Here is a 24,205-nt window from a genome sequence, read left to right as displayed (position 1 = left end):
AATTAGCGGCAATTATTTTTACCTAATATCAGCGAAAATCGAGATTAAAAAGTAACTTAGCATAAACACTATGGGGATCATTAAATGTAGGTAACTTCAATAATTCCTGCTGAAAATTTTGCCATTCCTGCGTCAAAGGGTAATTATTTTTAGTGAGAGGAGGAAGATAGGTTTGCAAGAAATTAGAAAAAAGTTCTTCTTGCCAACTTTGCGATCGAGGATATTCTTTAATACTCCAATCATCCCCTAATTTAGCTGTTTTGGCTGCGTATTGTACTGCCGCTTCTAGACCACCGATTTGATCAACTAAACCAATTTTAACCGCATCTTTTCCCGTCCACACGCGACCTTGGGCCACAGGTCTAACCTTGTCTGGGGATAATTTTCGCCCCTGGGCCACCGTCTCGATAAATAAATCATAAAACTGATTAACTGCCCCTTGATAAATTTCTAATTCTTGGGGATTTTTCGGTCTGGTAATAGTAGATATATCGGCCAATTTTCCAGTTTTAACCGTATCCCAATCGATGCCATTATTATTAGCAATCTTCTGAATATTTAACAATAATCCAAACACACCAATCGAACCAGTAATTGTATCATTATCGGCAAAAATTCTTTGACCCCCCATGGCGATCCAATAACCCCCAGAAGCTGCCACATCACCCATAGAAATAATTACTGGTTTTTTCGCATCTAAACGCTTAATTTCCCGTAGAATTACCTCAGAAGCGGTGGCACTTCCCCCCGGACTATTAATTCTCAAAACTACCGCTTTCACCGCCTCCTTCCCCTGTAATTTTCGCAGTTCCTTCGCCAATTTATCCCCACCAATTTCGCCTCTATCTCCCTGACCTTCTACGATTGTCCCTTCTGCATAAACTATCGCTATTTGATTGCTACTATCTTCGTCCTCATCAAGAGAACTAGCATAATTAGCTAAAGAAATCTGCGAGAAAGAGCTAGAATCTTCCTCTTGATTAGTTTGATTTTTTGCTTCTCCTGTCAACTCTTTTGCTAAAGCAATTACTCGATCTAAATAGGCCACTTCATCAACAAAACCCGCCTTTTTCGCCGTGGTTGCTTCCAGAATACCTTGAGTATCAGAAATAGTTTGCACCTGTTGGGGGGTTAAATTGCGACTTTTGGCCACTGTGGAACTATAATTAGACCAAATTGTATCGAGTAGGGTTTGCAGCTGCTGACGATTCTGGATACTTAAATCCTGACGCGTATAGGGTTCAACTGCACCCTTAAAAGAACCCACTTTCACCACTTGTACCCCCACACCATACTTTTCTAGTGCATCGGCAAAAAAGGTTTGCTGACTACTTAAACCATTAATTTCCATTCTCCCGACGGGATTAATAATCACCTTTTCAGCAACGGAAGCGAGATAATATTCCTTCTCCGTCCATTCCATATCGTAGGCGATAATTTTTTTACCCGATTGACGAAATTTTGCCAAAGCTTGCCGCACTTCCGTCAGGGTAGCATAGCCATATTCACCGATATTGTCGCGACCATAGAGTAACAGACCGACAATATTATCATCCAGGGCGGCCTTTTCGATCGCCGCTATCACCTGTCGCAAATTTAAAGTGGTCGCACTCTCACCGGTCAAACTATCGGCTAAACTAGAACTAGGAGGAGCATCGCTGATATTGGTGGCTAAGTTAAAAACTAAGACTGATTTTTCCTTAACTGAGGAGCTATCGCTAGAAATAAGCAAGGAAAGCAGTAAAAATGCCAATCCCCCCACACCTAAAGACGAAAACACCAATAATCCCAATAAAGTTCCCAAGCAACTAGCGAAGGTTTGTTTAAAAAACTGTCCCATCGGTTTTCATCTGCTACTAATTATCCTGTTTCCTATTGTAGGGATTCCCCGCCCAGAAACAAGTTTTTTTGTTAGCAAACAAATGTACTAAAAATCTTGGGGATAGTGATTGGAGTTGTGAGGTATCATTTCAGTTATCAGTTATCAGTGACTATCACCGGTCGTCGGTAGCTTGAAATCAGCAAGATTTGAATTTTCATCCCCTTGAAAGGGGAGGCCTGTTACCTCTTGTTCTTGGTCAAGGGATCGGCTAAGATTGTGATAGACAATTTCCAGTCAAAGAGATGAATCAATTAAATTGAAGATAGATTCTGTCTTTGATCCCCCCTTCCCCCCTTGATAAGGGGGATGTCTGGCAATTTTTAACACCTACCTACTTAAAAGAGATGAATCAATTAAAACCCAAACTCGTCAATTATCCGGATTGGGATCGAAAAGAACAAATTAAACGAAATCGTTCGGCTTTGGCTATCTTAGAACAAAGACGACAAAAACGGTCACAAATAACCGATGAGCAAGACCAAGAAATTTCCCAGTGTTTGCTCAATTTTCAGACCGCGATTGATAATGCTCGTCCTTTGGGTTCAAAGCTTTATAGCCAAGGATGATTGTCTTTATCGATTCGGGGGTTTTGGGTTTATTAACTCATCCTAAAAAAGCGGGTAAATCAGCTGAATGCGAAGACTGGCTTTATTCACTTTTGTCTAAAGGCGTTTATGTAGTTAGTTCCGATATCTGTGATTATGAAGTCAGAAGAAGCCTATTATTAGAATCGGTCAAAAAAAATTCCTTTAATAGCCTAGATAATCTTAATGAATTACGCAATGTGATTGATTTTTTAAATTTAGATACCGATGTGATGTTAGCATCGTCACAAATTTGGGTAGAAACTCGAAAGATTGGCAAACAAACGGCTGATAATTACAATATTGACGTAGATATTATTATTCTTGCTCATTGGCAGTTATTAAAAAAACAATATCCGAGTCGTTATCTAGTCATCGCTACTACTAATGTCAAACATTTTCAGGGATTTGCAGAAGCTTTAAATTGGCAAGATATTAACCTATAAAAGCTTTCAGCTTGATCATTTTTTCACTTTAACTACTTAATCTTATGCAGTTTATTGATCGCGCCGAAATAGAAGTGGAAGGGGGTAAGGGAGGTGATGGAATTGTCGCTTTCCGTCGGGAAAAATACGTCCCCGCAGGCGGTCCGGCCGGAGGGAATGGGGGAAAAGGTGGTTCGGTGATTTTTGTGGCGACTCAGAACCTGCAAACCCTGCTAGATTTCCAGTATAGTCGCTATTTTAAGGCCGATGACGGTAAACGGGGCGGTCCGAACAACTGCACCGGAGCCAACGGTAGCGATCGCATTATTAAAGTTCCCTGTGGTACAGTGGTTTACGATCTCGATAGCGAGGAAATTATCGGCGATTTGGTCACTCCCGAACAGACTTTAATCGTCGCTGCCGGGGGAAAAGGAGGATTAGGCAACCGCCACTTTTTAAGCAATAATAACCGCGCACCCGAATACGCTTTACCCGGTTTAGACGGAGAAAAACGTCATTTACGCCTAGAATTGAAGTTATTAGCGGAAGTGGGACTGATCGGGCTGCCCAATGCGGGAAAATCCACCCTAATCTCGGCCGTTTCCTCTGCTCGTCCCAAAATCGCCGATTATCCCTTTACGACTCTTATCCCTAACTTGGGAGTGGTACGCAAACCCACAGGAGACGGGACAGTATTCGCCGATATTCCAGGATTAATCGAGGGAGCGCACCGAGGAATCGGCCTAGGACACGAATTTTTACGCCATATCGAACGCACACGCCTGTTAATTCATCTTGTCTCCTTGACAGCAGAAGACCCGATCGCCGATTATCAAATTATCCAAGGGGAATTAGCCGCCTATGGTCGAGGCTTAGAAAAGCGATCGCAAATACTGGTTTTCAACAAAATTGATGCTGTGGACGAGGAAACGATAGATAACTATCAAAAGCAGTTTGCTAAAATAACCAATGCCGAGATTTTGACTATTTCCGCCGTAACAGGAGCCGGATTAACCACTCTACTCGCCAAAGTTTGGCAGCAATTAGAGCAACTGGAGAGGGTCGAGGATGAAACCCCTTCCCTGTTTTCCTAAAATCGCTCGTTAGTTGTTGAGCTGCCGGGGTGCGGGTGGTCGTCGATTACTCGGTCTTCTTTCCGTACCTTCAAAGTTACCATTAGAACGACGGGTGCGGCGCTGTTCGCCTTCATTTTCGGCCGCATAGACTTCTAGATAAAGAGAGCGACCCGCACTCGCGGCCGCCATTTCTAGGGTAGTTCTAATCGCCTGTAAATTGCGTCCTCCCCGGCCGTAAACTTTGCCTTTATCGGCATCATCGAAGGCTACACGCACCCAAAGACGTTCATTTTCCTTACAGCGCTCGATATCCAATCTCAGACTGGCTGGATCTTCCAAAAACGGCTCGATCATAAATTTCACCAGTTCGAGATAATTGGGGGTACTAGGCATTGATTTTCTCGAAAATTTTCTGTTTGGTGAGAATGCCGCGCACGGTGTCCGTCGGTTGCGCTCCTTGTTGTAAGCGTCGGATGATTCCTTCTTCATCCAGACGCACTTCATCGGTGCGGGGATTGTAGAATCCTAACTCCTCTAGGGGACGACCATCGCGACGACTGGTGCTAACGGCCGCAACGATACGATAACTGGCTTCGCGTTTTTTACCAAAGCGTTTTAGACGTAATTTGATCATAGCTACTCAAAAATTCTTCTTTCCGATTCTAACTCATCCCGGCGGTATTTCCACAAGTGGCGATCGAGGAAAGGGTCGGCAGCCATTGGATATTATTGAAAATAACGCCGAAAACGAGGGTCTAAATGGTCTTTTTTGCGGCGATTACAGCATAAACAAAGGGTTTGCAGGTTACTAATGTCGTTACTGCCACCTAAAGCCAAGGGAATTATATGATCTATGGAAAGTTGGGCTAATTTTTCGGGTTTACCGCAACTCTGACATTGATAATTATCCCTTTGATAAACATATTTTCTCACTTCGATCGGAATCGGTATTCTCGGAGTTTTTGCCATATTACCTAATTAGGTTTTCAGGAATTGAAGTTAGTTTTTTCTGTATTTTCTCGCAACATTTGCCGAATTTCCTCTAGGGGTGATTCTGGTTCCAGTGGGCTATTTTCGGGAATAAATTCTAGAGTAATTTTTATTTGACGAGTTTCATTGAAATGCTCAAATCCCTGTTTTTGTAATTCCTGCAGAAATTCGTCATCATAATCTGGACGTTCAGGTGTTTTTTTAGGCAGTTTTTCTAAAACACTAGAAAAAGTACATTCTCCATAAGTTTTAACTTTTCCTGTTCTCCAGTCTTTCTCCCCCCGTATTAATAATTTACAATTCTTCCCTTCACTCGGATAATGAACCCATTCAATTTTATTAATTTGACCAAATAGAGAAGACCTATCTTGCATATCTGTTCGTAGTCTTCCATGGGAAGTATATTTGCCGATATAGTTTAAAAAATCTGCTTGGATTTTTTCCCTAAATTTTCTCACTAAAATAACTTCTTCATCTTCAAACATCAATACACTATTATCATCTTCGATAATGATTTTCCGAGAGTTGTTAAAAGTATCAAAATTCATTTTTTTGCTCCTTAATGACTCAAAGACAAATTACTCGTACTCAACTAAACTAGCATAGTTATTACCCTCGGTAAACTTGCCAGCGATAGTTATCTTTCCTGAACCAACTTTAACATTACCGAAAAATAAATTACCTGACTTAGTTAAAGGAGTCCAGTTACCCGATGATTGATCGATGATAACCACAGCTAAAGCATTGGGTACTTCTATTTTAAAATTTGCCAATTGATTCTTAGTTAATTTGGCTATTGTGGGACTATAAAGATAGGCATTATTTTCTTCAAAAGTAGCAAAGGTTTTCGGGATAGGGACACCCCTAGCATTGCTGGTAATTCGATAGGATAAAGCATGATTAAAGTTATTTTGATCGGATTTATTTTTAGAGAAAACCATCAAATCATAAGTGCCAGTTTGGGGAAAGGAAACTTGAATTATTGCTTGTCCATTGACTCTTTGAATTAAGGGTAAATGGCTATTGATAGGTAAATTATTTTGTTGCAATTGAGCAGAAATCTGGGTGTGATTAGGAACTTGTAAAATAACTTCTGTCATTCCTGAAGACTGGATATCATAACTCTTGTGATTGACTAATTTTATACCATCTCGAAAAAATTGTGATGTCACAATCGGCCAAGAATCAAATTGTGGTTTTCTATAAACTTTCGGGAATAATTGCCACTGGGTTTGTTCGGGAAAATGACTATAAATTAATTGTGCGGGTGGAGTAGCAAAATAATGAGGATTAAATTGCCGTTGAAATTGATTGTTATTGACTACTCCCGCACCCCAAGTTGCATCAATTAGATACCAAGCATTATTAATTCTCACAGTATTCCAAGCATGGTTAGCATCACTATAATTACCCACTAGATAGCCTAATCCTTTTGCATAACCGATAACAACTGCTGATTTTAATCCCATTTTTTCTGCTAAAGCTTGATAAAGATTGGCATAACCTGAACAGACAGCTAAACGATTTTTGAGGACAGTATAAGGACTAGCATCAACGTAATTACCCCTTAAAAAACTTGCCACATCGTAGGTAATATTATGGGTGATCCAAACGTAAATAATGCGGGCTTTTTCCGCTTCTGTTTTGGTATATTTAGATAGAATTGTTGCTAATTCTGATAGAGAATTTCCTTGGTAATTGATGCTGCGAGCTAGACGATCAATATTTTGATAATTTCCCTGTCTAACTTGGGGATTATTCCCTGGAATAATTGGCTGAGAAAGTTGCAGATTATTAGTATTATAAATTAAGTCATTTGCCGGTTTAAATGATTGAAAATTACTGAGCAGTTGAGAACTTTGGTTTTTAAATGCCATCCCAACGGACATTAAAACTAAAAAGATGAAAATCCCTGGAATTGTCCTTCCCGATGGCCGATTCTTGCGGCGGCGATAATTTCTTTTATATGCCATGGTTGCTGCTAATAAAAAGTAAAGATTGCCAGTCTTAGTCTGCTCTGCTCCTATTATCTCTCAAAGCTAACTATTTTTTTGTGATTTTTTTGTGATCTTAATCACTGACAATTACAATATTAATCTAGCTAAAGTAATAAGTGTGTTAGTTTTAGCTAACACACCCAAAATTAAGATTAGATTTTTTACCCTTCTCTAACCGTAAACTTTCCCATAATACTCTTGATATTCTTTGGATAACAAAGGTTGCCACCAATCCCGATGATCGAGATACCATTGAATGGTTTTTCTTAATCCTCCCTCTACCGTTTCTTGGGGTTGCCAACCTAATTCAGTGCGAATTTTACTGGCATCAATAGCATACCGGCGATCATGTCCGGGGCGATCCTTGACAAAAGTAATTAAATTCTGAGCAGGTTTCACGGGTAAATCGGGAGCTAATTCATCCATTAAATCACATAACATCCTGACTAAATCGATATTTTTTACCTCATTATTTCCGCCAATATTATAGGTTTCTCCCGTTTTTCCCTTGTGAATAACTGTATCTAAAGCTTGACAATGATCCCGCACATATAACCAATCTCGAACATTTTGACCATCACCATAAACGGGTAAAGGTTTACCTAAAAGAATATTAATACACATCAAAGGAATTAATTTTTCAGGAAAATGATAGGAACCATAATTATTAGAGCAATTAGTAATAATTGTCGGCATTCCGTAGGTATGAAAATAAGCTCTCGCTAGATGATCACTCCCCGCTTTTGAGGCAGAATAGGGACTATTAGGAGCATAGGGAGTAGTTTCGGTAAAAGCTGGATCATCTACTCCTAAACTGCCATAAACCTCATCGGTGGAAACGTGCAGAAAACGATAGTTATCGGGTTGGTGATTACTTAACCAATGTTGCCGAAAACTTTCTAATAGAGTAAAAGTTCCCACCACATTAGTTTGCACAAAAGCCCCAGGACCAAGAATCGATCGATCCACATGGGATTCGGCGGCAAAATGGGCAACCGTATCGATATTTTCACTGGCAAATAATTCATTAACTAAAGCTTGATCGCAGATATCCCCTTGCAGAAAACGGAAATTCTTTCTATCTTTCAGTGTCCCTAAATTATTCAAATTGCCCGCATAGGTAAGAGCATCGAGAACAATGACACGATCCTCAGGATAATTCTCGCACCAATGATGAACAAAATTCGAGCCGATAAATCCTGCTCCACCAGTAATTACTATGCTTCTAGCTTGATTTTCTGTCGCCATGGCCACCTCTAGCAAAAGTTCGCTACTTATTCTAGGCTTTTTTGCTTCACACTTCTTCATCAAAAGTGATCCGATCGGAGTGATAATCTGGCGGTTCAACGTGAATTAAAATTCTCACAGGGCTAAATTGTTGACTTAATCTTGCTTCTACCGCTTCCGTGATTGCGTGAGCAGTTTCCACATCTTCAGCGGAGACAATTAGGTGCATTTCTATAAATACCTGTCTTCCCACCACTCCCCGAGACGCGATCGCATGACAATTAAGCACCCCCGGCACCTCCAGGACAATTTCATGAATCACTTCAGGAGCGATCGCCATTTCATCCACTAACAAAGGTAAATTTTCCTTGAGAACTTTCCAACCACTGCTAAACACCAAAAAAGCAACAGGAAAGGACAAAATCACATCTAACCATTGTAATTGGGAAATATTAGCCGTATTACCCACCCAAACCCCGACTAAACCCAATAAAACTGTAATTGTCACCCATACATCACTCATGGTATGACGAGCATCGGCAATCAAAATCACACTACCGACACGCTGCCCCACGGATCTTTCATAATAGGTGACAAAAATATTCACCCCTAAAACGATAATTAATAGCCATAATTCTGGACCGGCAATCTCGACGGGTTTTCCGCCTTTGATAATACGCATGATCGCCCCTTGCAAGATTTCAAAACAGGCAATCCCCAAAAATGCAGCGATCGCTAAAGCTCCAATCGCTTCGTATTTCAGATGTCCGTAGGGATGATCTCGATCGGGATAGGGAGAGGAAAACCGCATCGCTATCAGTCCCAAGACATTATTAGCACTATCGGTGACACTATGGAGAGCATCCGCTTGCAGACTCAAAGAACTAATTCTCAAACCCACCCCCGCTTTGATCGCCATAACCAACATATTCAGCAGCAGGGTGATCCAGAGAACTTTTTGGACAGTAGCCCGATTATCTTTTAAAACAGCCACAGGATTATCAGTTATCAGTTATCAGTCATCCGGTAAATTTCAACTAAACCCCTAAAAACCCAACTATTTGATGGTTTAAAAACGGCAAAAATAAGGATTAAATTGCATAAAATCCGTAAATAGCCCATTTAATTGATTATTGTTCATTTTTAATTCTCCTGACTACTGACTACTTAACTCCTAACCCTAACAACAATTTTTGATTTTTACAAGAGGTCTAGTCATCAACAATTGATCAACTCCCGAAATAATAGACTACCATCGGTCAAATTGAGCAGCGGATCGGCAGCCCGTTCGGGATGAGGCATCATTCCTAGCACATTTCCTGCTTTATTGGTAATTCCTGCAATATTATTTAACGATCCGTTAGGATTACCAGACTCATTTACCTCTCCTGTGGGAGTACAATAACGAAAGAGAATTTGTCCGTTATCCTCTAGAGATTTTAACGTATCTTCGGCGGCATAATAACGCCCTTCTCCGTGAGCAATCGGCAAATTAAGCACCTGTTGCGGTTGATAACCCCGCGTCCAAACAGATTGATTATTTTCCACTTTTACCAGCACTCGATCGCAGATAAAATGTAAATCGCGATTACGAATTAAGGCACCGGGTAGCAGCCCGATTTCCGTTAATACCTGAAAACCGTTACAGATGCCTAAAACTAATTTACCTTTTTCGGCTTCTTCTCGGACAGTTTTCATCGCCGGCGAAAAACGAGCGATCGCACCACAGCGCAAATAATCACCGTAACTAAATCCCCCCGGTACCACAATCACATCCACATCCCCTAAATCCGTCTCTTGATGCCAAATATAGCGGGTAGGTTGCTGAAAAATCCCCTCCGTCACCATCGCCACATCTCGATCGCAATTCGATCCAGGGAAAACAATAATCCCAAACTTCATAATTTTTAACTTGGTTAATTCATTGTGCAGAAAGCTCTCATCAGATGGGTGTTGGGGTATTGGGTGAATTTCCCCATTTCCCCATTTTCCCATTTTCCCATTTCCCCATTTTCCCATTTCCCCATTTCCCCATTTCCCCATTTCCCCATTTCCCCATGTCCCCATTTCCCCATGTCCCCATTTCCCCATGTCCCCATTTCCCCATGTCCCCATTTCCCCATGTCCCCATTTCCCCATGTCCCCATTTCCCCATGTCCCCATTTCCCCATTTCCCCATTTCCCCATTTCCCCATTTCCCCATGTCCCCATTTCCCCATTTCCCCATTCCCCCATTTCCCTATCCCCTAATCTCTATCCCCTATCTCCTGACAATGCAAATCAAAGCGATAATTTTCAATCACAGGATTAGCCAATAGTTGATCGCACATTTGATCCAATTGCGCGCGAGCGCTGGTTTCATCCGCTGCTGTTACGGTAAGCTCAATATACTTACCAATTCGCACCCCGGCCACAGTATCATAACCTAATTGCTTTAGTCCCGACTCTACCGCCGTACCCGCCGGATCGAGAACCGAAGGACGCAGGGTAACATAAATAAAGCACTGATAATTTTTTGACATAGAATTAATTTTGATCGCTGACCTTTTTGATATGAAATCCCAACGCACCCGATCGCAAGAGCGCATTATCCACTTACTCAAAACCTTAAATCGGGCAGTATCCGCTCAGGAATTGTTTGTGGAACTCCGTCAGCGTGACCAAAATATGGGGTTAGCCACTGTTTACCGCGCCCTAGAATCCCTAAAGCTACAGGGTGCAGTGCAGGTGAGAACCCTAGTCACAGGAGAATCCCTCTACAGTTCCGTTCAGCAGGATCAACACCATCTTACCTGTATTCATTGCGGTCGGTCTATCGTCTTTAATGAGTGTCCCGTTCACGAATTGGAAGAAAAACTCGAAAAATCCCACCAATTCAAGGTTTATTACCATACTCTCGAATTTTTTGGACTTTGCGATCACTGTCAACCCGGTTAAGTGTGGGATGTACTAAATTGAAACTGCCGATCAGGAAAATTTTAGTACAAATGCTCGGACTGGCAACTTCAGTGCTGTCCTACAGGGATTCAACTATTATTTGTCCTTGGGCTGTTTTCAGGGGGATTAACTCCGGTTGACTGTATGGATGATGACTGTTCAGGGGGGATAACAAGGGGAAAAAGGGCTGATGTAAACTAATTAATTGAGCGAGAGTTTTTTTGAGATGGGTACGGGGAACGATCGCATCGACAAACCCGTGTTTTAACAAGTATTCCGATGTTTGGAAACCTTCCGGCAATTTCTCCCGCAAAGTCTGTTCAATTACCCGCTTCCCCGCAAAACCGATAGTAGCCTTCGGTTCGGCGATAATAATATCTCCCAACATGGCAAAACTGGCCGTGACTCCTCCCGTGGTGGGATTAGTCAAGACGGGAATATAAAGTAACTTTGCTTCCCGGTGCCGGTTAAGAGCGCCAGAAATCTTGGCCATCTGCATTAAACTTAACATTCCCTCCTGCATTCTCGCCCCACCAGAAGCGCAGATAATCACCAGGGGTAAACTTTCATCGGTAGCGCGTTCCGTCAAACGACAGAGTTTTTCTCCCACCACCGATCCCATACTACCTCCCATAAAACGGAAGTCCATCACCCCTAAAGCTAAGGGTAAACCATCGATTGTCCCCATTCCCGTCTGGACAGCATCCGTCAGACCAGTTTTTTCTTGGGTTTCTCGGATGCGATCGCTATAACTTTTTCGATCGCGAAATTTGAGGGGATCCGTCGGTCGAATCTGTTCATCAAGGCAATTCCAAGTATTAGCATCCACTAACTGGCGAATTCTTTCTTCACTTTCCACCCGATTATGATGACCGCAATCGAGACACACCAGTTGATTAGCTAATAAATCCTTCGTATAGGCCAAAACGCCGCAATTTGGGCATTTTGTCCATAAACCATCGGCTATTTCTCGTTCCTGTTGTTGTTGAACCTTGGGTTCTGTTTTTTGGCGATTTGCAAACCAATCAAATAGAGACATAGTTTAAAATAAAGACAATTTATAGACTTTCCTCTAGAGGACTTAATAACAAAAGTGCTATCCAGCGATCTTGGGGACGGACTTGTAGAGCAGCCTGATGACCTTGGCCGCAATAAATACCAGGGCCAATAGCGATAACGCGACTGGGGATGTCGTGAGCTTTGAGCATTTCCTGTAGCCAATCTGCTTCCCAACGACTCGGGGTTGTTCTGACGGTGATCCAAGACACGGAAGACTATTGTATCAAGATTTAATTACAGGATAACTTTTTTACAACAAAGGGAAAAAAATGGTTTGATAGACTGAGATGATCTTATCACTCCAAAATACACTCATCAGAGCGCCGAGGGCAAGACATGGACCGAAGGGTATAGCTTGTTTTTTTGCCATTTTACCCAGAAAAATGCCCGTCATCCCGATCGCCGCCCCAATAGCGCAGGCCAGAAAAGCGGTGACTAATAATGCTTGCCATCCTAACCAAGCACCGATCATGGCCGCTAATTTCGCATCTCCTCCCCCCATGGCCTGTTGTCCGAGAGCAAAACTCCCCCCCCACCGGATCAGATCAAATAACCAGACTCCTAAAACCGCACTAGCGATCGCTGAAAAAAGATAGATAACACTTTGATTATTTTGCCAACCTAAAAGAGTTTGGAAAACTATCCCTAAAACTAATCCCGATTGGGTGAGGGAGTTAGGCAGCGTCATCGTGTCAAAATCAATCAAAGCTAAAGCTAATAACCAACTGAGGAGAATCCAATAGCCGAGGGTCTGCCAAGAAAAGCTAAAATCTTCTAAAACCAGACAAAATAATAAACCAGTAAAAGTTTCGATCGCTGGATAACGGACAGAAATCGGGGTTTTGCACCAGCGACAGCGACCCCCTAGCCATAACCAGCCAAAAACGGGTATATTCTCGCTTTTCCCCAACCTGTGGTGACATTTCGGACAGTGGGAAGGGGGATAAACTAGAGATATCCCCTGGGGCAATCTATAGATGACCACGTTTAAAAAACTGCCCACCGAGGCACCAAAAGCGAAGACAAAGGTAAAAGTAGCTAGATGAAAGAGGGTTTCCATCCTTACACTGGCAGATAATTGATTAGTTTGTCATCGCCTATTATAGGGGATAAAGATGCCACTATCTCCCCTCTTAAGCATCCAGTAATAATACTTCAGGCTCATCCCTAAAGGTGAATTTTCTTCGGGGCATTTTTAGTGGATAATTAGCGGGGATAACCCTACATAATGGGGGGCAAAACCCCACTATCACCCCCAAGTGGAACCTGACACAATTAAATTATCCCAGTGAACGAGGACAAATTAATGAAACCGATTGTTGAATCTTTTTACAACTGGTACAGCAGCAAAATCAGTCACCCTAAATATCGTTGGATTATCATTCTGGGAACTATGGTTTATCTGTTTAGTCCCCTCGATATTTCTCCTGACGTTTTCCCGATTATTGGTTGGATTGATGATGGGATTGTCCTCACCCTTTTAACCACGGAATTATCACGATTAGTTCTTGATTATCGCAATCGCCGTCCGGGGAGAGTAAATAATCAAACTGAAGTTTCTTCCCCAACCAATACCGTTGATACCGATGCCGTAGAAGTCAAAAGTTAGAACTCTGAAGTCTCAATTTTGACTTCTGAATTCAGGAGATTGCTGTTATTTACTCTCCCCCCGCAACGCACACTAAGTGGTCTCCCCACTTCCCACTCCCCACTTCCTAATTCATAATTCATAATTCCCTAAACTGAAATCAAAGAACTATCGACGCTGGCTAAAAGTGTTTGCACCTCCTCATCGCTGGTTTGGGAAAAGTCCTCGTACCAAAGAGAAATTGATCTCAATTCGTAGGGTTTATGTAAGCAAATTACTCGATCGACTAATTTTTCTAATTGATCACAGACTTCCGGTGGCGCAACAGGAACAGCAATAATAATAGCAGCAGGATTTCCAGATTTAAGGGTCAGAATCGCCGCTTTAATCGTTGCTCCCGTAGCGATCCCATCATCTACTAGAATAATCGTTTTTCCCGTCAAGACCGGAAAGGGTCGCTCACCTCGATACAAGCGATCCCGTCGCTCTAATTCGAGCATTTCTTCCTTTGCTACCCGTTCCATCATCGCCTCCGATAGGTGCAAGTCTTCAACGATACTTTCATTGATTACCCGCACCCCATTCTGACCGATTGCCCCAAAAGCTAACTCTTTTCGCTCCAGTACACCTAATTTTCGCACTAAACACATATCCAGGGGTAAATGTAACCTTTGGGCAATTTCAAAGGCGATCGGAACCCCACCCCGAGGCAAAGCCAAAACTAGCACCCCAGCACTATTGGTATATTCTGTCAAGTAACTAGCTAATAGTCTCCCAGCCGATCGCCGATCTTTGAACAGATAAGTCATAATGCCCTCCTAGGAGTTAATCCCCGTGGGGATCCCTGGTTTCCCCTGCCTTTATTCTATATTTCTGCGCTCATCTCTAGCGGAAATATTAAGAAATTTAGCGAAGGCTTGACATTTTTTCAGCTAACCGCAGTTTTTCCAGACCAGAGATCGGCTAAAATCTTAGGCAAAAGGGTTTTGTAAAGTTAGGTAACAAAGATGAATCAAAGTTTAAGTGATGCGCTAGAGCCGATCGCTGCTGCCTTTCGCAGTCTCGGAACTCCCGAACCGATCGTTCATTGGGGACATCCAGTCATGATGGGGATTGTGGTTTTAGTTATGGGTAGTTATACTGCCTATGCTGGTTGGCAAAGCCGTTTAAGCCAAGATGGGGAAGTAGTAGCCAAAAATCGGGCTGATCACCGCAAACTCGCCCCTTGGCTGTTTTTATTTATCGCTCTCGGTTACACCGGTGGTGTTTTATCCCTAGTCATGCAGAAACATCTAATCCTTGAAAGCAGCCATTTCTGGACGGGATCGATCGCGATTGGCTTATTAGCTTTCAATGGATTATTATCCCTCACTGGCTTCGCTGGCGGGAAAAAAGAACTTTTCCGGACTGTTCACGCCTATATCGGCAGTATTGCCCTAATTTTACTGCTAGTTCACGGTGTTTTTGGTCTTCAGTTAGGATTATCTCTCTAGTTGGTTTATTCATGGCTTCGGGTGGGCTAATTCCCACCCAGAAATTTTTCACCACAGAAGACCGGGGCCAAGGCCCATAATTGAAGAAATCATGACTTTAAGCGCTATTGTAGGGATTCTGCGTTTAGAATTAACAGGTAATTCGCCAAGAAGGTATCGTCACGCAACGAGGAGATAGATATTTTGAAGAAAGTAGAAGCGATTATCCGACCCTTTAAACTGGAAGAGGTGAAAATCGCCCTAGTTAACGCGGGCATCGTCGGCATGACTGTCTCCGAAGTTAGAGGTTTCGGTCGTCAGAAAGGTCAATCGGAACGTTATCGCGGTTCCGAGTACACCGTCGAATTTCTCCAAAAACTCAAGATCGAGATCGTCGTCGAAGATAAGCAAGTCGATATGGTCGTCGATAAGCTGATTTCGGCAGCCCGTACCGGTGAAATCGGAGACGGTAAAATCTTCATCTCCCCCGTGGAACAGATCGTCCGCATCCGTACCGGAGAAAAAGACCTGCAAGCGATTTAACCTCCAAACAAGGGATGATAGTACAATGCTGTCATCCCCCTCCCCATTGAAAGTAATCCCCATCAAGCAGTGTAACCTAATTTGATATCGACCACCGACGACCGATTCCCCCAAAGAAAAACTTTGTGCCTCACCATTAAGATAAATACTATAATTGCAATCTACTGAATATCAGTTTAAGCCTTGCTATGAAAGAGTTTTGCAAATTTTTTGGCTAAAAAAGTACCAGAAACCTGAAGGGGTGACAAGCAGATTGAAAGTGAGACAGGGTGTGGGGGGTAGGGAAAACCCTTGAGACTTTCCCCGCAATGAAAACGAGAGAATTAAGTTAATCAATTTGAAGGGTGACAGCGAGGAGATTTTCCCAGAACCCCACAGCCTAGACCCTGCACCCAGCCTAGACTTCAACCTCCAGACTAGATAGGATCATTGCCGGTGACTAAAAAAAACCTTGCCTAAAAAGTCACAAGTGTTATATAATGTTTGATCGTGGCCAAAATCGGTCTTAGGTGGTGCTAAAGGCACTGCCCAGCAGAACCGCCTTGGTCGCTCGGTCTTCGCCGGGATACTGAAGATAAACCCTTTAAGTCCCCAAGAAACAAAGACCAGCAACAATCTAGGCAGAACCAGCAACCCTGTCTAGTCCTACTTACGAATTTAACGGGATGCCAGCTTAAATAACTCGAAAAAAGTCATTCAAGTTGGGCAGGCTGATAAAGCGGGAAAGATTTTTCTCGCTCCTATAGCCACGGCCACGTTATTTTTGATTGTCGTCTAGTAAAGATAAAGAGAACAATCCGTGTCTATCGGTATCCTCGGTACAAAACTGGGCATGACCCAAATCTTCGACAACAAAACGGGAGTCGCCATTCCCGTCACCGTCGTTCAAGCCGGTCCCTGTCCCGTCACCCAAGTCAAAACGAAAAAAACCGACGGTTATGAATCCATTCAAGTGGGATACAAAACCGTCAAAGAAAAAGCCCTCAACAAACCGCTACTCGGCCATTTAGCCAAAGCCGGTGTCTCCCCCCTGCGGCATTTAATCGAATACCGCCTCGAGGACGCATCCGCCTACACTTTAGGCCAAGAAATTACCGCCGCTATCTTCCAAGAAGGCGATTTAGTCGATGTGGCTGGAACCACCATCGGACGAGGTTTCTCTGGCTATCAAAAACGCCATAACTTCAAACGCGGTAACATGACCCACGGTTCCAAAAACCACCGTCTCCCCGGTTCCACCGGTGCCGGTACCACCCCCGGCCGCGTTTTCCCGGGTAAGAGAATGGCCGGACAATACGGATCAACCCAAGTGACCATCCGCAAACTGTCCGTAGTCAAAATCGATAGCGAACGCAACCTAATCCTGATCAAAGGAGCCGTCCCGGGCAAACCAGGAACCCTGTTAAACATCACCCCCGCCAAGAAATTTGGTAAATAGGGCAAGGAAAGATTAAAGCCATGGTTAACTACACAGTCAAAAATTGGCAAGGGGAAGAAGCGGGAACAGGCACCCTGGAACTGAAAACCGCTAAACCCGAAACCGCCAAACACCTAATTCACCGCGTCGTCGTCAGCCATCTAGCGGCGGCCCGTCAAGGTAACGCCTCCACCAAAACCCGCTCGGAAGTGCGCGGCGGTGGTCGCAAACCCTGGCGGCAAAAAGGCACCGGTCGGGCCAGAGCCGGTTCGATCCGTTCTCCCCTCTGGCGTGGTGGCGGTGTCATCTTCGGACCAAAACCGAGAGATTTTGAGGTTAAGGTCAATCGCAAAGAGAAAAGATTAGCCCTGAGAACCGCTTTGATCAGCCAGGCCGATAACTTTATCGTGGTTGAAAGCTTCGCCGAACAATTCTCCCAACCCAAAACCAAAGAACTCACCGCTGCCTTAAGTCGCTGGGGAGCCAGTCCAGAGGAAAAAATTCTGCTGATTTTGACGGAAATTCCCGAAAATGTCTATTTATCGGGACGTAATATCTGCAATCTCAAAATTATTCGCGCCGATAGTCTCAACGTCTATGATGTCATCCTAGCCGATCGAGTTATCGCCACCGCCGCAGCCCTAGCTAAAATTGAGGAGGTCTATGGTGCTTAAAACTGAAGCCAGACAACTCGCCGATCTGATCCTAAAGCCGATCGTCACCGAGAAAGCCACCCTGCTCCTAGAACAAAATAAATACGTCTTCGATGTCGCATTGAAAGCGACTAAGCCGGAAATTCAAGCGGCGATCGAATTGTTGTTTGACGTAAAAGTAACGAAAGTGAACACCAGCCGCCCCTCTCGTCAGAAAAAACGCGTCGGCCGTTTCCTCGGTTACAAACCCCAATACAAACGCGCGATCGTGACCCTAGCAGCTGGCGACTCGATCGCCCTCTATCCCGACGTATAACCACCAAGAAACCCGATAACGGAAAACTAAACTATGGGTATTCGTTCTTTTAGACCTTTAACCCCCGGGACAAGGCAGGCGGCCATCTCCGACTTTAAGGAGATCACCAAAACCGAACCGGAAAAGTCCCTAACTCATCGCAAACACAGCAAACAAGGGCGTAATAATCGCGGTGTCGTTACCAGTCGTCACCGGGGCGGCGGCCATAAGCGCCTTTACCGGATTATCGATTTTCGTCGCGATAAACGGGATATTCCCGCCACAGTAGCGGCGATCGAGTACGATCCTAACCGTAACGCCCGCATTGCCCTGCTTTTCTACAAAGACGGGGAAAAACGCTACATCATCGCCCCCGCCGGTTTAGGCGTTGGTGATACCGTCATCGCCGGAGAAAACGCTCCTTTTGAGGTTGGTAATGCCCTACCCTTAAGTCGCATCCCCCTAGGGACAGAAGTTCATAACATCGAACTCGTTCCTGGTCGCGGTGGTCAAATGGTGCGGGCTGCTGGTGGTTTCGCCCAAGTGGTCGCCAAAGAAGGCGATTACGTTACCATCCGCCTCCCCTCCAAAGAAGTACGCATGATCCGGCGTGAATGCTACGCCACCATCGGAAAAGTCGGTAACGCCGAAGCGAGAAATATTAGTCTCGGTAAAGCCGGTCGTACCCGTCACCGCGGTCAACGCCCCCATGTTCGGGGTAGCGTCATGAACCCAGTGGATCACCCGCATGGAGGTGGAGAGGGTCGCGCTCCGATCGGACGTTCCGGCCCGATGACTCCCTGGGGTAAACCCGCCCTCGGTCGCAAAACTCGCAACAAGAAAAAACGCAGTAGCGATCTGATCGTGCGCCGTCGTAACCAGGGTTAGAAATTATTACTTTACTTTTGACTGAAAATTATGGGTCGTTCACTGAAAAAGGGGCCATTTGTCGCCGGCCACCTGATGGAAAAAATCGAAAAACTCAACGCCCAGGGCAGTAAACAAGTGATTAAAACTTGGTCCCGGGCCTCGACCATCATTCCCGATATGGTCGGTCACACGATCGCCGTTCACAACGGCAAACAGCACGTTCCCGTCTATGTTTCCGAGCAGATGGTCGGTCATAAACTCGGTGAATTCGCTCCCACCCGCACCTTCCGCGGCCACGCCAAGAGCGACAAAAAAGCAGGACGGAAATAAATCAGCCGCTACTCCCTCAGTCGTCAGCTAGATAGTGGCCTCTGAGCAAGGCCGAAGAGTCGTGACCATAAATCACCAAGTTAGCTAATTTTCAAAAAATAAAAGCTGATAGCTGATGACTGATAACTGATAACTGATAACTGATAACTGAAATGACCATCGATACCTCTAACGAAGTCAAAGCGATCGCCCGCTATATTCGGATGTCACCCCTGAAAGTCAGACGGGTACTCGATCAGATCCGCGGTCGCTCCTATCGGGAAGCCCTAATTATTCTCGAATTTATGCCCTACCGGGCCTGTGATCCGATTCTGAAAGTCCTGCGTTCCGCCGTTGCCAACGCCGAAAATAACGAAGGACTCGATCCCGCCACTTTAGTGGTTAGCCAAGCCTTTGCCGATGGCGGTCCAACCCTAAAACGTTTTCGACCCCGGGCCCAAGGCCGCGCCTACCAAATTCGCAAACCCACCTGTCATATCACCGTCGCCGTCGCTCCCAGCAACAAAGACTAATCACCTTAACTAAAAAAACCACAATGGGACAAAAAATCCATCCCCTCGGTTTTCGTCTCGGCGTTATCAAAGATCACAAATCTTGCTGGTATGCCGACGCGAAACGTTACCCCGAATTAGTGCAAGAAGATCGCCGCATTCGTAATTACGTCGAAAAAAACCTCGCTAATGCCGGTATCGCCGATATTCGCATCGAACGGAAGGCCGATCAAGTAGATATCTCCATCCACACCGCTCGCCCTGGGGTCGTCGTCGGTCGTGGTGGCACGGGAATCGAACAGCTGCGCCTAGGTTTACAAAAAACCCTCGGTGGCCAGCGTCAAATTCGCATTAACGTCATCGAAGTGGCTCGCGTTGATGCCGATGCCAATCTGATCGCCGAATACATCGCCCAACAACTAGAAAGACGGGTTTCCTTCCGTCGTGTAGTCCGGCAAGCTATCCAACGGGCGCAAAGGGCCGAAGTCAAAGGGATCAAAATTCAAGTTAGCGGTCGTCTCAACGGGGCAGAAATCGCTCGGACTGAATGGGTACGGGAAGGACGAGTTCCCCTCCATACCCTGCGGGCCGATATCGATTACTCCTATAAAACCGCCAGCACCATCTACGGGATTCTAGGCGTGAAAGTTTGGATATTTAAGGGCGAAATTATCCCCGGCCAAGAAGAAATTGCCGCCGCCGTTCCCGCTCAAGCACCGCGCCGTCAACAGCGTCGCCGTCAACAGTTTGAAGATCGCTCTAGCGAAGGCTGATCCCTAATATTTATCAGTGGTAAATAGCTCATGTTAAGTCCCAAAAGAACAAAATTCCGCAAACAACAGCGCGGACGGATGCGCGGGCTGGCCACCGGCGGAAATACGATTAATTTCGGCGATTTCGCCCTGCAAGCCACCGAACCCTGTTGGATTACTTCCCGTCAAATCGAAGCCGCCAGACGGGCAATGACCCGTTATATCCGTCGGGGTGGCAAAATCTGGATCCGCGTTTTTCCCGATAAACCCGTCACCCAACGAGCCGCAGAAACTCGGATGGGTTCCGGGAAAGGTTCCCCCGAATTCTGGGTGGCCGTGGTTAAACCGGGGTTCATTATGTTTGAGATTGCCGGGGTAGCTGAACCGGTAGCCCGGGAAGCAATGCGTCTAGCCGCCCAAAAATTACCGATTAAGACCAAATTTATCACTCGCGAGGAGGATTTTGTCTAATGGCTCTGCCGAAAATCGCCGAAGTGAGGAAGATGAGCGATGACGACATCGCCGACGCTATCCTCGATGCCAAAAAGAAACTGTTTGAATTGCGTTTGCAACAGGCCACCCGCCGCTTGGAAAAAACCCACGAATTCAAACACACCCGCCACCGTCTTGGCCAATTATTGACCGTAGAACGGGAGCGCCAACTAGCCCAGTCCACCCCGGAGGCATAACCCGTTATGGCAGTTAAAGAAAGAGTTGGGGTAGTGGTCAGCGACAAAATGGATAAAACCGTAGTGGTAGCCATTGAAAACCGCTCTCCTCACCCCAAATACGGCAAAATCGTCGTGAAAACCCAGAAATTTAAGGCTCACGACGCAGAGAATCAAGCCAAACAAGGCGATCGAGTTCGTATTCGTGAAACCCGCCCCCTCAGTAAAACCAAACGTTGGGAAGTGGCGGAAATATTAACCGATAGTTAAATTTCACCTAGGTAAAAACCGTGATTCAACAACAAACCTACTTAAATGTCGCTGACAATAGCGGGGCGCGGAAACTAATGTGTCTGCGGGTGCTGGGAACAGGTAACTGTACCTACGGTGGCATCGGTGACAAAATTATCGCCGTGGTTAAGGATGCTATCCCCAATATGCCCGTGAAAAAATCCGATGTGGTCACTGCGGTGATTGTGCGAACCCGTCAAACCGTCCGTCGCGATAGTGGCATGAGCATCCGTTTTGATGATAACGCCGCCGTGATTATTAATAATGACGGTAATCCCAAAGGTACTAGGGTTTTTGGTCCAGTCGCCCGGGAATTGCGCGATAAAAACTACACCAAAATTGTTTCTTTAGCCCCAGAAGTTCTCTGATCAAAGTCAAAATTATCAAGGCAATCGGAGGTCAAAAAAATGAGTAAGAAAAACATTCAAACCCCGCCCCAAAGGCAAAAAATGCACGTTAAAAAAGGGGATGTTGTGCAAGTAATCGCCGGTTCCGATAAGGGCAAAGTGGGCGAAATTTTACGCGCTTTACCCCAAGAAAGTACCGTGGTGGTCAAGGGAGTTAATATCCGCACCAAACATACTAAACCCCAACAGGAAGGAGAATCGGGTCAAATTCTTACCTACGAAGCACCGATTCACAGTTCCAAAGTGATGATTTATTCCGAGAAGAAAAAAATCGCCAGTCGGGTGGGTTATACCTTTACCGAAGACGGTCGGAAAGTGCGGATACTGAAGAAAACTGGCGAAATTATTGATTAGTTTCCCATCAATTCTAGTTCCTGACCAAGCCCAGGAAAAGTAAGCAGAAAAACTATGAGCCAAAAACTAAAAACCACCTATCAAGAAACCATTGTTCCGAAACTGAAAGAACAATTTGGTTATACCAATATCCATCAAGTACCTAAAGTTATCAAAATTACTGTTAACCGCGGTCTTGGGGAAGCTTCACAAAATGCCAAAGCTTTGGAGTCCTCCAAGGAGGAACTGTCCACCATCACCGGACAACAACCGGTAGTGACTAGAGCGAAAAAAGCGATCGCTGGCTTCAAAATTCGCGAAGGAATGCCCGTGGGTGTCATGGTGACACTGCGCGGCGATCGAATGTACGCTTTTTTAGACCGTCTAATTAATCTGGCCTTACCACGTATTCGCGACTTTCGCGGTATCAGTGGTAACAGTTTTGATGGTCGTGGTAACTACAGTTTAGGCATTCGTGAACAGTTGATCTTCCCTGAAATTGAATACGACAAAATCGATCAAATTCGCGGGATGGACATCTCAATCATCACCACCGCTAAAAACGATGAAGAAGGACGCGCCCTCCTCAAAGAGATGGGAATGCCCTTTAGATAAATCAATCAAGAGAAAAGTAAACAGTGACCAGTAAATAAGTGATCAGTGAACAGTAAACAGTGAACAGTAAACAGTAAACAGTGATTCAGTCAAAAGACAGCAGGAAACTGCTATTTAATACTACTCACTTAATACTCAAATCTGATAACTGACCACTGATAACTGATAACTGACCACTGATAACTGATAACTGACCACTGATGTTGATCCCAATTTAGGAGAAAAACAGGTAATTCATGTCTGCTAACGATACCATCTCGGATATGCTGACCCGCATCCGTAACGCTTGCGCGGTTCGGCAGACCACTACTCAAATTCCCACCACGCGGATGACGCGCAGTATTGCTCAAGTTCTCAAGAACGAAGGCTTTATTGCTGACTTTGAGGAAGTGGGTGAGGGGATTAAATCTCAATTAGTTCTTTCCCTCAAATATAAAGGCAAAAACCGTCAACCGATCATTACTACCCTCACCAGAGTCAGTAAACCGGGCCTGCGAGTTTATTCCAACAGTAAAGACTTACCGCGCGTCCTCGGTGGCATTGGCATCGCCATTGTTTCCACCTCTAAAGGCATTATGACCGATCGCGAAGCGCGTAAACAAAACGTTGGCGGCGAAGTCCTTTGCTACATCTGGTAAACAAGGATAAGCTATCAGCCGTCAGCCTTTCCAAGTTTAAACCTGATAGCTGACCCACTGATAACTCTTCCCTGATAACTGATAACTGATAACTGATAACTGTTATGTCTCGTATTGGCAAACGCCCGATTCCTATTCCCAATAAAGTCACCGTCGATATCGATGGTGCTACCGTGACGGTGAAAGGGCCCAAAGGAACTCTCCAGAGAACCCTACCCACCGCCGTCACCATCAATAAAGATGGCGAAACCATCCTCGTTACCCGTCAAGACGATTCCCGTACCGCCAGAGAACGCCACGGACTCTGTAGAACTCTAGTAGCCAACATGGTGGAAGGAGTCGCTACTGGCTTTCAAAAACGCCTCGATATCCAAGGGGTGGGCTACCGCGCCCAGGCGCAGGGTAGTAAATTAGTTCTTAATGTTGGTTACAGTAAACCCGTGGAAATGGAGATGCCCGATGGTGTTTCCGTAGCTGTAGAAAATAATACCCAAGTTATCGTCAGTGGCATCGACAAAGAAGCCGTCGGTAACACCGCAGCTAAAATCCGCGAAGTTCGTCCCCCCGAACCTTATAAAGGAAAAGGGATTCGCTATCTTGGTGAAGTCGTCCGTCGCAAAGTTGGTAAAGCTGGCGGTAAAGGCGGTAAAGGAGGTAAAAAATAA

Annotated in this window: 36 protein-coding genes; 22 read left to right on the top strand and 14 right to left on the bottom strand. The window is 44.8% G+C overall.

Features of this window, described 5'->3' with window-relative positions:
- Positions 1 to 28 precede the first annotated feature (28 nt).
- Positions 29 to 1,840, bottom strand: a complete 1,812-nt coding sequence (gene sppA, locus ACE3JL_RS18575; protein WP_375328097.1) for a signal peptide peptidase SppA — start codon at positions 1,838 to 1,840, stop codon at positions 29 to 31.
- A gap of 386 nt (positions 1,841 to 2,226) precedes the next feature.
- Here sppA and ACE3JL_RS18570 point away from each other — a divergent pair, with 386 nt between their 5' ends.
- The 3 genes from ACE3JL_RS18570 to obgE are packed head-to-tail and all read left to right on the top strand — an operon-like array spanning position 2,227 to position 3,985.
- Positions 2,227 to 2,448, top strand: coding sequence for a hypothetical protein (locus tag ACE3JL_RS18570; RefSeq protein ID WP_150978015.1), 222 nt, complete (start codon positions 2,227 to 2,229; stop codon positions 2,446 to 2,448).
- A complete protein-coding gene (locus tag ACE3JL_RS18565; protein WP_375328096.1) occupies positions 2,445 to 2,912 on the top strand; it encodes a type II toxin-antitoxin system VapC family toxin in 468 nt (155 codons plus the stop codon). Before ACE3JL_RS18570 ends, ACE3JL_RS18565 begins: the two co-directional genes overlap by 4 nt.
- Positions 2,913 to 2,956: 44 nt before the next feature.
- Positions 2,957 to 3,985: a GTPase ObgE gene (gene obgE, locus ACE3JL_RS18560; protein WP_151695340.1), complete on the top strand. Its 1,029-nt coding sequence runs from the start codon at positions 2,957 to 2,959 to the stop codon at positions 3,983 to 3,985.
- A gap of 9 nt (positions 3,986 to 3,994) precedes the next feature.
- On the opposite strand, the gene ACE3JL_RS18555 is transcribed toward obgE, so the two are convergent.
- From ACE3JL_RS18555 to purS, 9 genes are all read right to left on the bottom strand, one after another.
- Positions 3,995 to 4,360, bottom strand: a complete 366-nt coding sequence (locus ACE3JL_RS18555) for a KH domain-containing protein (RefSeq protein WP_024970856.1) — start codon at positions 4,358 to 4,360, stop codon at positions 3,995 to 3,997.
- Entirely contained in the window at positions 4,353 to 4,601 is a 249-nt protein-coding gene (gene rpsP, locus ACE3JL_RS18550) for a 30S ribosomal protein S16 (protein ID WP_002780060.1), read from the bottom strand. The genes ACE3JL_RS18555 and rpsP overlap by 8 nt, the downstream gene beginning before the upstream one ends.
- A gap of 92 nt (positions 4,602 to 4,693) precedes the next feature.
- On the bottom strand, positions 4,694 to 4,936 hold the full coding sequence (locus tag ACE3JL_RS18545; protein WP_002738070.1) for an HNH endonuclease: 243 nt from the start codon (positions 4,934 to 4,936) through the stop codon (positions 4,694 to 4,696).
- 17 nt (positions 4,937 to 4,953) lie between these two features.
- A complete protein-coding gene (locus ACE3JL_RS18540) occupies positions 4,954 to 5,505 on the bottom strand; it encodes a KGK domain protein (RefSeq protein ID WP_375328095.1) in 552 nt (183 codons plus the stop codon).
- A 30-nt stretch (positions 5,506 to 5,535) separates the two neighbouring features.
- Positions 5,536 to 6,930, bottom strand: coding sequence for a transglutaminase domain-containing protein (locus tag ACE3JL_RS18535; protein WP_271992363.1), 1,395 nt, complete (start codon positions 6,928 to 6,930; stop codon positions 5,536 to 5,538).
- A gap of 195 nt (positions 6,931 to 7,125) precedes the next feature.
- Complete coding sequence (rfbB, locus tag ACE3JL_RS18530; protein WP_271992383.1) at positions 7,126 to 8,202, bottom strand: dTDP-glucose 4,6-dehydratase; 1,077 nt, start codon at positions 8,200 to 8,202, stop codon at positions 7,126 to 7,128.
- A 46-nt stretch (positions 8,203 to 8,248) separates the two neighbouring features.
- Positions 8,249 to 9,175: a cation diffusion facilitator family transporter gene (locus ACE3JL_RS18525; RefSeq protein WP_271992364.1), complete on the bottom strand. Its 927-nt coding sequence runs from the start codon at positions 9,173 to 9,175 to the stop codon at positions 8,249 to 8,251.
- 224 nt (positions 9,176 to 9,399) lie between these two features.
- Positions 9,400 to 10,083, bottom strand: coding sequence for a phosphoribosylformylglycinamidine synthase subunit PurQ (gene purQ / locus ACE3JL_RS18520; RefSeq protein ID WP_375329628.1), 684 nt, complete (start codon positions 10,081 to 10,083; stop codon positions 9,400 to 9,402).
- Positions 10,084 to 10,427: 344 nt separating this feature from the next.
- A complete protein-coding gene (purS, locus tag ACE3JL_RS18515; protein WP_375328094.1) occupies positions 10,428 to 10,703 on the bottom strand; it encodes a phosphoribosylformylglycinamidine synthase subunit PurS in 276 nt (91 codons plus the stop codon).
- 31 nt (positions 10,704 to 10,734) lie between these two features.
- On the opposite strand from purS, the gene ACE3JL_RS18510 reads away from it, so the two are divergent.
- Positions 10,735 to 11,118, top strand: coding sequence for a Fur family transcriptional regulator (locus tag ACE3JL_RS18510; protein WP_271992372.1), 384 nt, complete (start codon positions 10,735 to 10,737; stop codon positions 11,116 to 11,118).
- Positions 11,119 to 11,197: 79 nt separating this feature from the next.
- On the opposite strand, the gene accD is transcribed toward ACE3JL_RS18510, so the two are convergent.
- Genes accD through ACE3JL_RS18495 form a run of 3 tightly spaced genes read right to left on the bottom strand, consistent with a single transcriptional unit; the run spans position 11,198 to position 13,237 of the window.
- Entirely contained in the window at positions 11,198 to 12,157 is a 960-nt protein-coding gene (gene accD / locus ACE3JL_RS18505; protein ID WP_271992373.1) for an acetyl-CoA carboxylase, carboxyltransferase subunit beta, read from the bottom strand.
- A gap of 19 nt (positions 12,158 to 12,176) precedes the next feature.
- A complete protein-coding gene (locus ACE3JL_RS18500; protein ID WP_271949596.1) occupies positions 12,177 to 12,386 on the bottom strand; it encodes a hypothetical protein in 210 nt (69 codons plus the stop codon).
- 41 nt (positions 12,387 to 12,427) lie between these two features.
- Entirely contained in the window at positions 12,428 to 13,237 is an 810-nt protein-coding gene (locus ACE3JL_RS18495; RefSeq protein ID WP_271992374.1) for an A24 family peptidase, read from the bottom strand.
- Between the two features lie 246 nt (positions 13,238 to 13,483).
- Here ACE3JL_RS18495 and ACE3JL_RS18490 point away from each other — a divergent pair, with 246 nt between their 5' ends.
- Positions 13,484 to 13,786, top strand: coding sequence for a YkvA family protein (locus ACE3JL_RS18490; protein ID WP_375328093.1), 303 nt, complete (start codon positions 13,484 to 13,486; stop codon positions 13,784 to 13,786).
- A gap of 128 nt (positions 13,787 to 13,914) precedes the next feature.
- Here the strand turns inward: ACE3JL_RS18490 and ACE3JL_RS18485 are convergent, their stop codons facing one another.
- A complete protein-coding gene (locus ACE3JL_RS18485; RefSeq protein ID WP_271992378.1) occupies positions 13,915 to 14,574 on the bottom strand; it encodes a phosphoribosyltransferase in 660 nt (219 codons plus the stop codon).
- 198 nt (positions 14,575 to 14,772) lie between these two features.
- Here ACE3JL_RS18485 and ACE3JL_RS18480 point away from each other — a divergent pair, with 198 nt between their 5' ends.
- From ACE3JL_RS18480 to rplF, 17 genes are all read left to right on the top strand, one after another.
- Positions 14,773 to 15,258 (top strand): DUF4079 domain-containing protein, encoded by a 486-nt coding sequence (locus tag ACE3JL_RS18480; protein WP_271992379.1) that lies wholly within the window; start codon positions 14,773 to 14,775, stop codon positions 15,256 to 15,258.
- 183 nt (positions 15,259 to 15,441) lie between these two features.
- Positions 15,442 to 15,780, top strand: coding sequence for a P-II family nitrogen regulator (locus ACE3JL_RS18475; protein WP_002746593.1), 339 nt, complete (start codon positions 15,442 to 15,444; stop codon positions 15,778 to 15,780).
- Between the two features lie 799 nt (positions 15,781 to 16,579).
- Entirely contained in the window at positions 16,580 to 17,218 is a 639-nt protein-coding gene (gene rplC, locus ACE3JL_RS18470; RefSeq protein WP_002746597.1) for a 50S ribosomal protein L3, read from the top strand.
- Positions 17,219 to 17,238: 20 nt separating this feature from the next.
- Entirely contained in the window at positions 17,239 to 17,871 is a 633-nt protein-coding gene (gene rplD / locus ACE3JL_RS18465; RefSeq protein ID WP_002771031.1) for a 50S ribosomal protein L4, read from the top strand.
- On the top strand, positions 17,861 to 18,166 hold the full coding sequence (locus ACE3JL_RS18460; RefSeq protein WP_002771034.1) for a 50S ribosomal protein L23: 306 nt from the start codon (positions 17,861 to 17,863) through the stop codon (positions 18,164 to 18,166). Before rplD ends, ACE3JL_RS18460 begins: the two co-directional genes overlap by 11 nt.
- A 33-nt stretch (positions 18,167 to 18,199) precedes the next feature.
- Positions 18,200 to 19,033, top strand: a complete 834-nt coding sequence (gene rplB / locus ACE3JL_RS18455; protein WP_002746601.1) for a 50S ribosomal protein L2 — start codon at positions 18,200 to 18,202, stop codon at positions 19,031 to 19,033.
- A gap of 30 nt (positions 19,034 to 19,063) precedes the next feature.
- Positions 19,064 to 19,345: a 30S ribosomal protein S19 gene (gene rpsS, locus ACE3JL_RS18450; RefSeq protein ID WP_002753908.1), complete on the top strand. Its 282-nt coding sequence runs from the start codon at positions 19,064 to 19,066 to the stop codon at positions 19,343 to 19,345.
- A gap of 152 nt (positions 19,346 to 19,497) precedes the next feature.
- Positions 19,498 to 19,857 carry a 50S ribosomal protein L22 gene (gene rplV / locus ACE3JL_RS18445; protein ID WP_002746605.1) on the top strand — a complete coding sequence of 120 codons (360 nt, stop codon included), beginning with the start codon at positions 19,498 to 19,500 and terminating at the stop codon, positions 19,855 to 19,857.
- A gap of 23 nt (positions 19,858 to 19,880) precedes the next feature.
- Positions 19,881 to 20,609, top strand: a complete 729-nt coding sequence (rpsC, locus tag ACE3JL_RS18440; RefSeq protein ID WP_271992146.1) for a 30S ribosomal protein S3 — start codon at positions 19,881 to 19,883, stop codon at positions 20,607 to 20,609.
- A 30-nt stretch (positions 20,610 to 20,639) separates the two neighbouring features.
- Positions 20,640 to 21,059, top strand: a complete 420-nt coding sequence (gene rplP, locus ACE3JL_RS18435; protein ID WP_002734310.1) for a 50S ribosomal protein L16 — start codon at positions 20,640 to 20,642, stop codon at positions 21,057 to 21,059.
- Complete coding sequence (rpmC, locus tag ACE3JL_RS18430) at positions 21,059 to 21,277, top strand: 50S ribosomal protein L29 (RefSeq protein ID WP_002746608.1); 219 nt, start codon at positions 21,059 to 21,061, stop codon at positions 21,275 to 21,277. Before rplP ends, rpmC begins: the two co-directional genes overlap by 1 nt.
- Positions 21,278 to 21,283: 6 nt before the next feature.
- On the top strand, positions 21,284 to 21,526 hold the full coding sequence (gene rpsQ, locus ACE3JL_RS18425; protein WP_002734070.1) for a 30S ribosomal protein S17: 243 nt from the start codon (positions 21,284 to 21,286) through the stop codon (positions 21,524 to 21,526).
- 20 nt (positions 21,527 to 21,546) lie between these two features.
- Positions 21,547 to 21,915 carry a 50S ribosomal protein L14 gene (gene rplN, locus ACE3JL_RS18420; protein WP_002732358.1) on the top strand — a complete coding sequence of 123 codons (369 nt, stop codon included), beginning with the start codon at positions 21,547 to 21,549 and terminating at the stop codon, positions 21,913 to 21,915.
- Positions 21,916 to 21,954: 39 nt separating this feature from the next.
- Positions 21,955 to 22,308, top strand: coding sequence for a 50S ribosomal protein L24 (rplX, locus tag ACE3JL_RS18415; RefSeq protein ID WP_002753906.1), 354 nt, complete (start codon positions 21,955 to 21,957; stop codon positions 22,306 to 22,308).
- 54 nt (positions 22,309 to 22,362) lie between these two features.
- On the top strand, positions 22,363 to 22,902 hold the full coding sequence (gene rplE / locus ACE3JL_RS18410) for a 50S ribosomal protein L5 (protein ID WP_002734750.1): 540 nt from the start codon (positions 22,363 to 22,365) through the stop codon (positions 22,900 to 22,902).
- A gap of 236 nt (positions 22,903 to 23,138) precedes the next feature.
- Positions 23,139 to 23,540, top strand: coding sequence for a 30S ribosomal protein S8 (rpsH, locus tag ACE3JL_RS18405; protein WP_002771056.1), 402 nt, complete (start codon positions 23,139 to 23,141; stop codon positions 23,538 to 23,540).
- A gap of 104 nt (positions 23,541 to 23,644) precedes the next feature.
- Positions 23,645 to 24,205, top strand: a complete 561-nt coding sequence (gene rplF / locus ACE3JL_RS18400; RefSeq protein WP_002746609.1) for a 50S ribosomal protein L6 — start codon at positions 23,645 to 23,647, stop codon at positions 24,203 to 24,205.

The organism is Microcystis sp. BLCC-F210, from assembly GCF_042134685.1.
GTDB lineage: Bacteria > Cyanobacteriota > Cyanobacteriia > Cyanobacteriales > Microcystaceae > Microcystis > Microcystis aeruginosa_D.
Note: the sequence above shows the minus strand (reverse complement) of the source record. Positions and strands in the feature narration are given on the sequence as shown.

Excerpts from the sequence above, each read along its gene's own strand:
- sppA (WP_375328097.1), bottom strand. The coding sequence starts at position 1,840 with ATGGGACAGTTTTTTAAACAAACCTTCGCTAGTTGCTTGGGAACTTTA.
- ACE3JL_RS18570 (WP_150978015.1), top strand. The coding sequence starts at position 2,227 with ATGAATCAATTAAAACCCAAACTCGTCAATTATCCGGATTGGGATCGA.
- ACE3JL_RS18565 (WP_375328096.1), top strand. The coding sequence starts at position 2,445 with ATGATTGTCTTTATCGATTCGGGGGTTTTGGGTTTATTAACTCATCCT.
- obgE (WP_151695340.1), top strand. The coding sequence starts at position 2,957 with ATGCAGTTTATTGATCGCGCCGAAATAGAAGTGGAAGGGGGTAAGGGA.
- ACE3JL_RS18555 (WP_024970856.1), bottom strand. The coding sequence starts at position 4,360 with ATGCCTAGTACCCCCAATTATCTCGAACTGGTGAAATTTATGATCGAG.
- rpsP (WP_002780060.1), bottom strand. The coding sequence starts at position 4,601 with ATGATCAAATTACGTCTAAAACGCTTTGGTAAAAAACGCGAAGCCAGT.
- ACE3JL_RS18545 (WP_002738070.1), bottom strand. The coding sequence starts at position 4,936 with ATGGCAAAAACTCCGAGAATACCGATTCCGATCGAAGTGAGAAAATAT.
- ACE3JL_RS18540 (WP_375328095.1), bottom strand. The coding sequence starts at position 5,505 with ATGAATTTTGATACTTTTAACAACTCTCGGAAAATCATTATCGAAGAT.
- ACE3JL_RS18535 (WP_271992363.1), bottom strand. The coding sequence starts at position 6,930 with ATGGCATATAAAAGAAATTATCGCCGCCGCAAGAATCGGCCATCGGGA.
- rfbB (WP_271992383.1), bottom strand. The coding sequence starts at position 8,202 with ATGGCGACAGAAAATCAAGCTAGAAGCATAGTAATTACTGGTGGAGCA.
- purQ (WP_375329628.1), bottom strand. The coding sequence starts at position 10,083 with ATGAAGTTTGGGATTATTGTTTTCCCTGGATCGAATTGCGATCGAGAT.
- purS (WP_375328094.1), bottom strand. The coding sequence starts at position 10,703 with ATGTCAAAAAATTATCAGTGCTTTATTTATGTTACCCTGCGTCCTTCG.
- ACE3JL_RS18510 (WP_271992372.1), top strand. The coding sequence starts at position 10,735 with ATGAAATCCCAACGCACCCGATCGCAAGAGCGCATTATCCACTTACTC.
- accD (WP_271992373.1), bottom strand. The coding sequence starts at position 12,157 with ATGTCTCTATTTGATTGGTTTGCAAATCGCCAAAAAACAGAACCCAAG.
- ACE3JL_RS18495 (WP_271992374.1), bottom strand. The coding sequence starts at position 13,237 with ATGGAAACCCTCTTTCATCTAGCTACTTTTACCTTTGTCTTCGCTTTT.
- ACE3JL_RS18490 (WP_375328093.1), top strand. The coding sequence starts at position 13,484 with ATGAAACCGATTGTTGAATCTTTTTACAACTGGTACAGCAGCAAAATC.
- ACE3JL_RS18485 (WP_271992378.1), bottom strand. The coding sequence starts at position 14,574 with ATGACTTATCTGTTCAAAGATCGGCGATCGGCTGGGAGACTATTAGCT.
- ACE3JL_RS18480 (WP_271992379.1), top strand. The coding sequence starts at position 14,773 with ATGAATCAAAGTTTAAGTGATGCGCTAGAGCCGATCGCTGCTGCCTTT.
- rplD (WP_002771031.1), top strand. The coding sequence starts at position 17,239 with ATGGTTAACTACACAGTCAAAAATTGGCAAGGGGAAGAAGCGGGAACA.
- ACE3JL_RS18460 (WP_002771034.1), top strand. The coding sequence starts at position 17,861 with ATGGTGCTTAAAACTGAAGCCAGACAACTCGCCGATCTGATCCTAAAG.
- rplB (WP_002746601.1), top strand. The coding sequence starts at position 18,200 with ATGGGTATTCGTTCTTTTAGACCTTTAACCCCCGGGACAAGGCAGGCG.
- rpsS (WP_002753908.1), top strand. The coding sequence starts at position 19,064 with ATGGGTCGTTCACTGAAAAAGGGGCCATTTGTCGCCGGCCACCTGATG.
- rplV (WP_002746605.1), top strand. The coding sequence starts at position 19,498 with ATGACCATCGATACCTCTAACGAAGTCAAAGCGATCGCCCGCTATATT.
- rpsC (WP_271992146.1), top strand. The coding sequence starts at position 19,881 with ATGGGACAAAAAATCCATCCCCTCGGTTTTCGTCTCGGCGTTATCAAA.
- rplP (WP_002734310.1), top strand. The coding sequence starts at position 20,640 with ATGTTAAGTCCCAAAAGAACAAAATTCCGCAAACAACAGCGCGGACGG.
- rpmC (WP_002746608.1), top strand. The coding sequence starts at position 21,059 with ATGGCTCTGCCGAAAATCGCCGAAGTGAGGAAGATGAGCGATGACGAC.
- rpsQ (WP_002734070.1), top strand. The coding sequence starts at position 21,284 with ATGGCAGTTAAAGAAAGAGTTGGGGTAGTGGTCAGCGACAAAATGGAT.
- rplX (WP_002753906.1), top strand. The coding sequence starts at position 21,955 with ATGAGTAAGAAAAACATTCAAACCCCGCCCCAAAGGCAAAAAATGCAC.
- rplE (WP_002734750.1), top strand. The coding sequence starts at position 22,363 with ATGAGCCAAAAACTAAAAACCACCTATCAAGAAACCATTGTTCCGAAA.
- rpsH (WP_002771056.1), top strand. The coding sequence starts at position 23,139 with ATGTCTGCTAACGATACCATCTCGGATATGCTGACCCGCATCCGTAAC.
- rplF (WP_002746609.1), top strand. The coding sequence starts at position 23,645 with ATGTCTCGTATTGGCAAACGCCCGATTCCTATTCCCAATAAAGTCACC.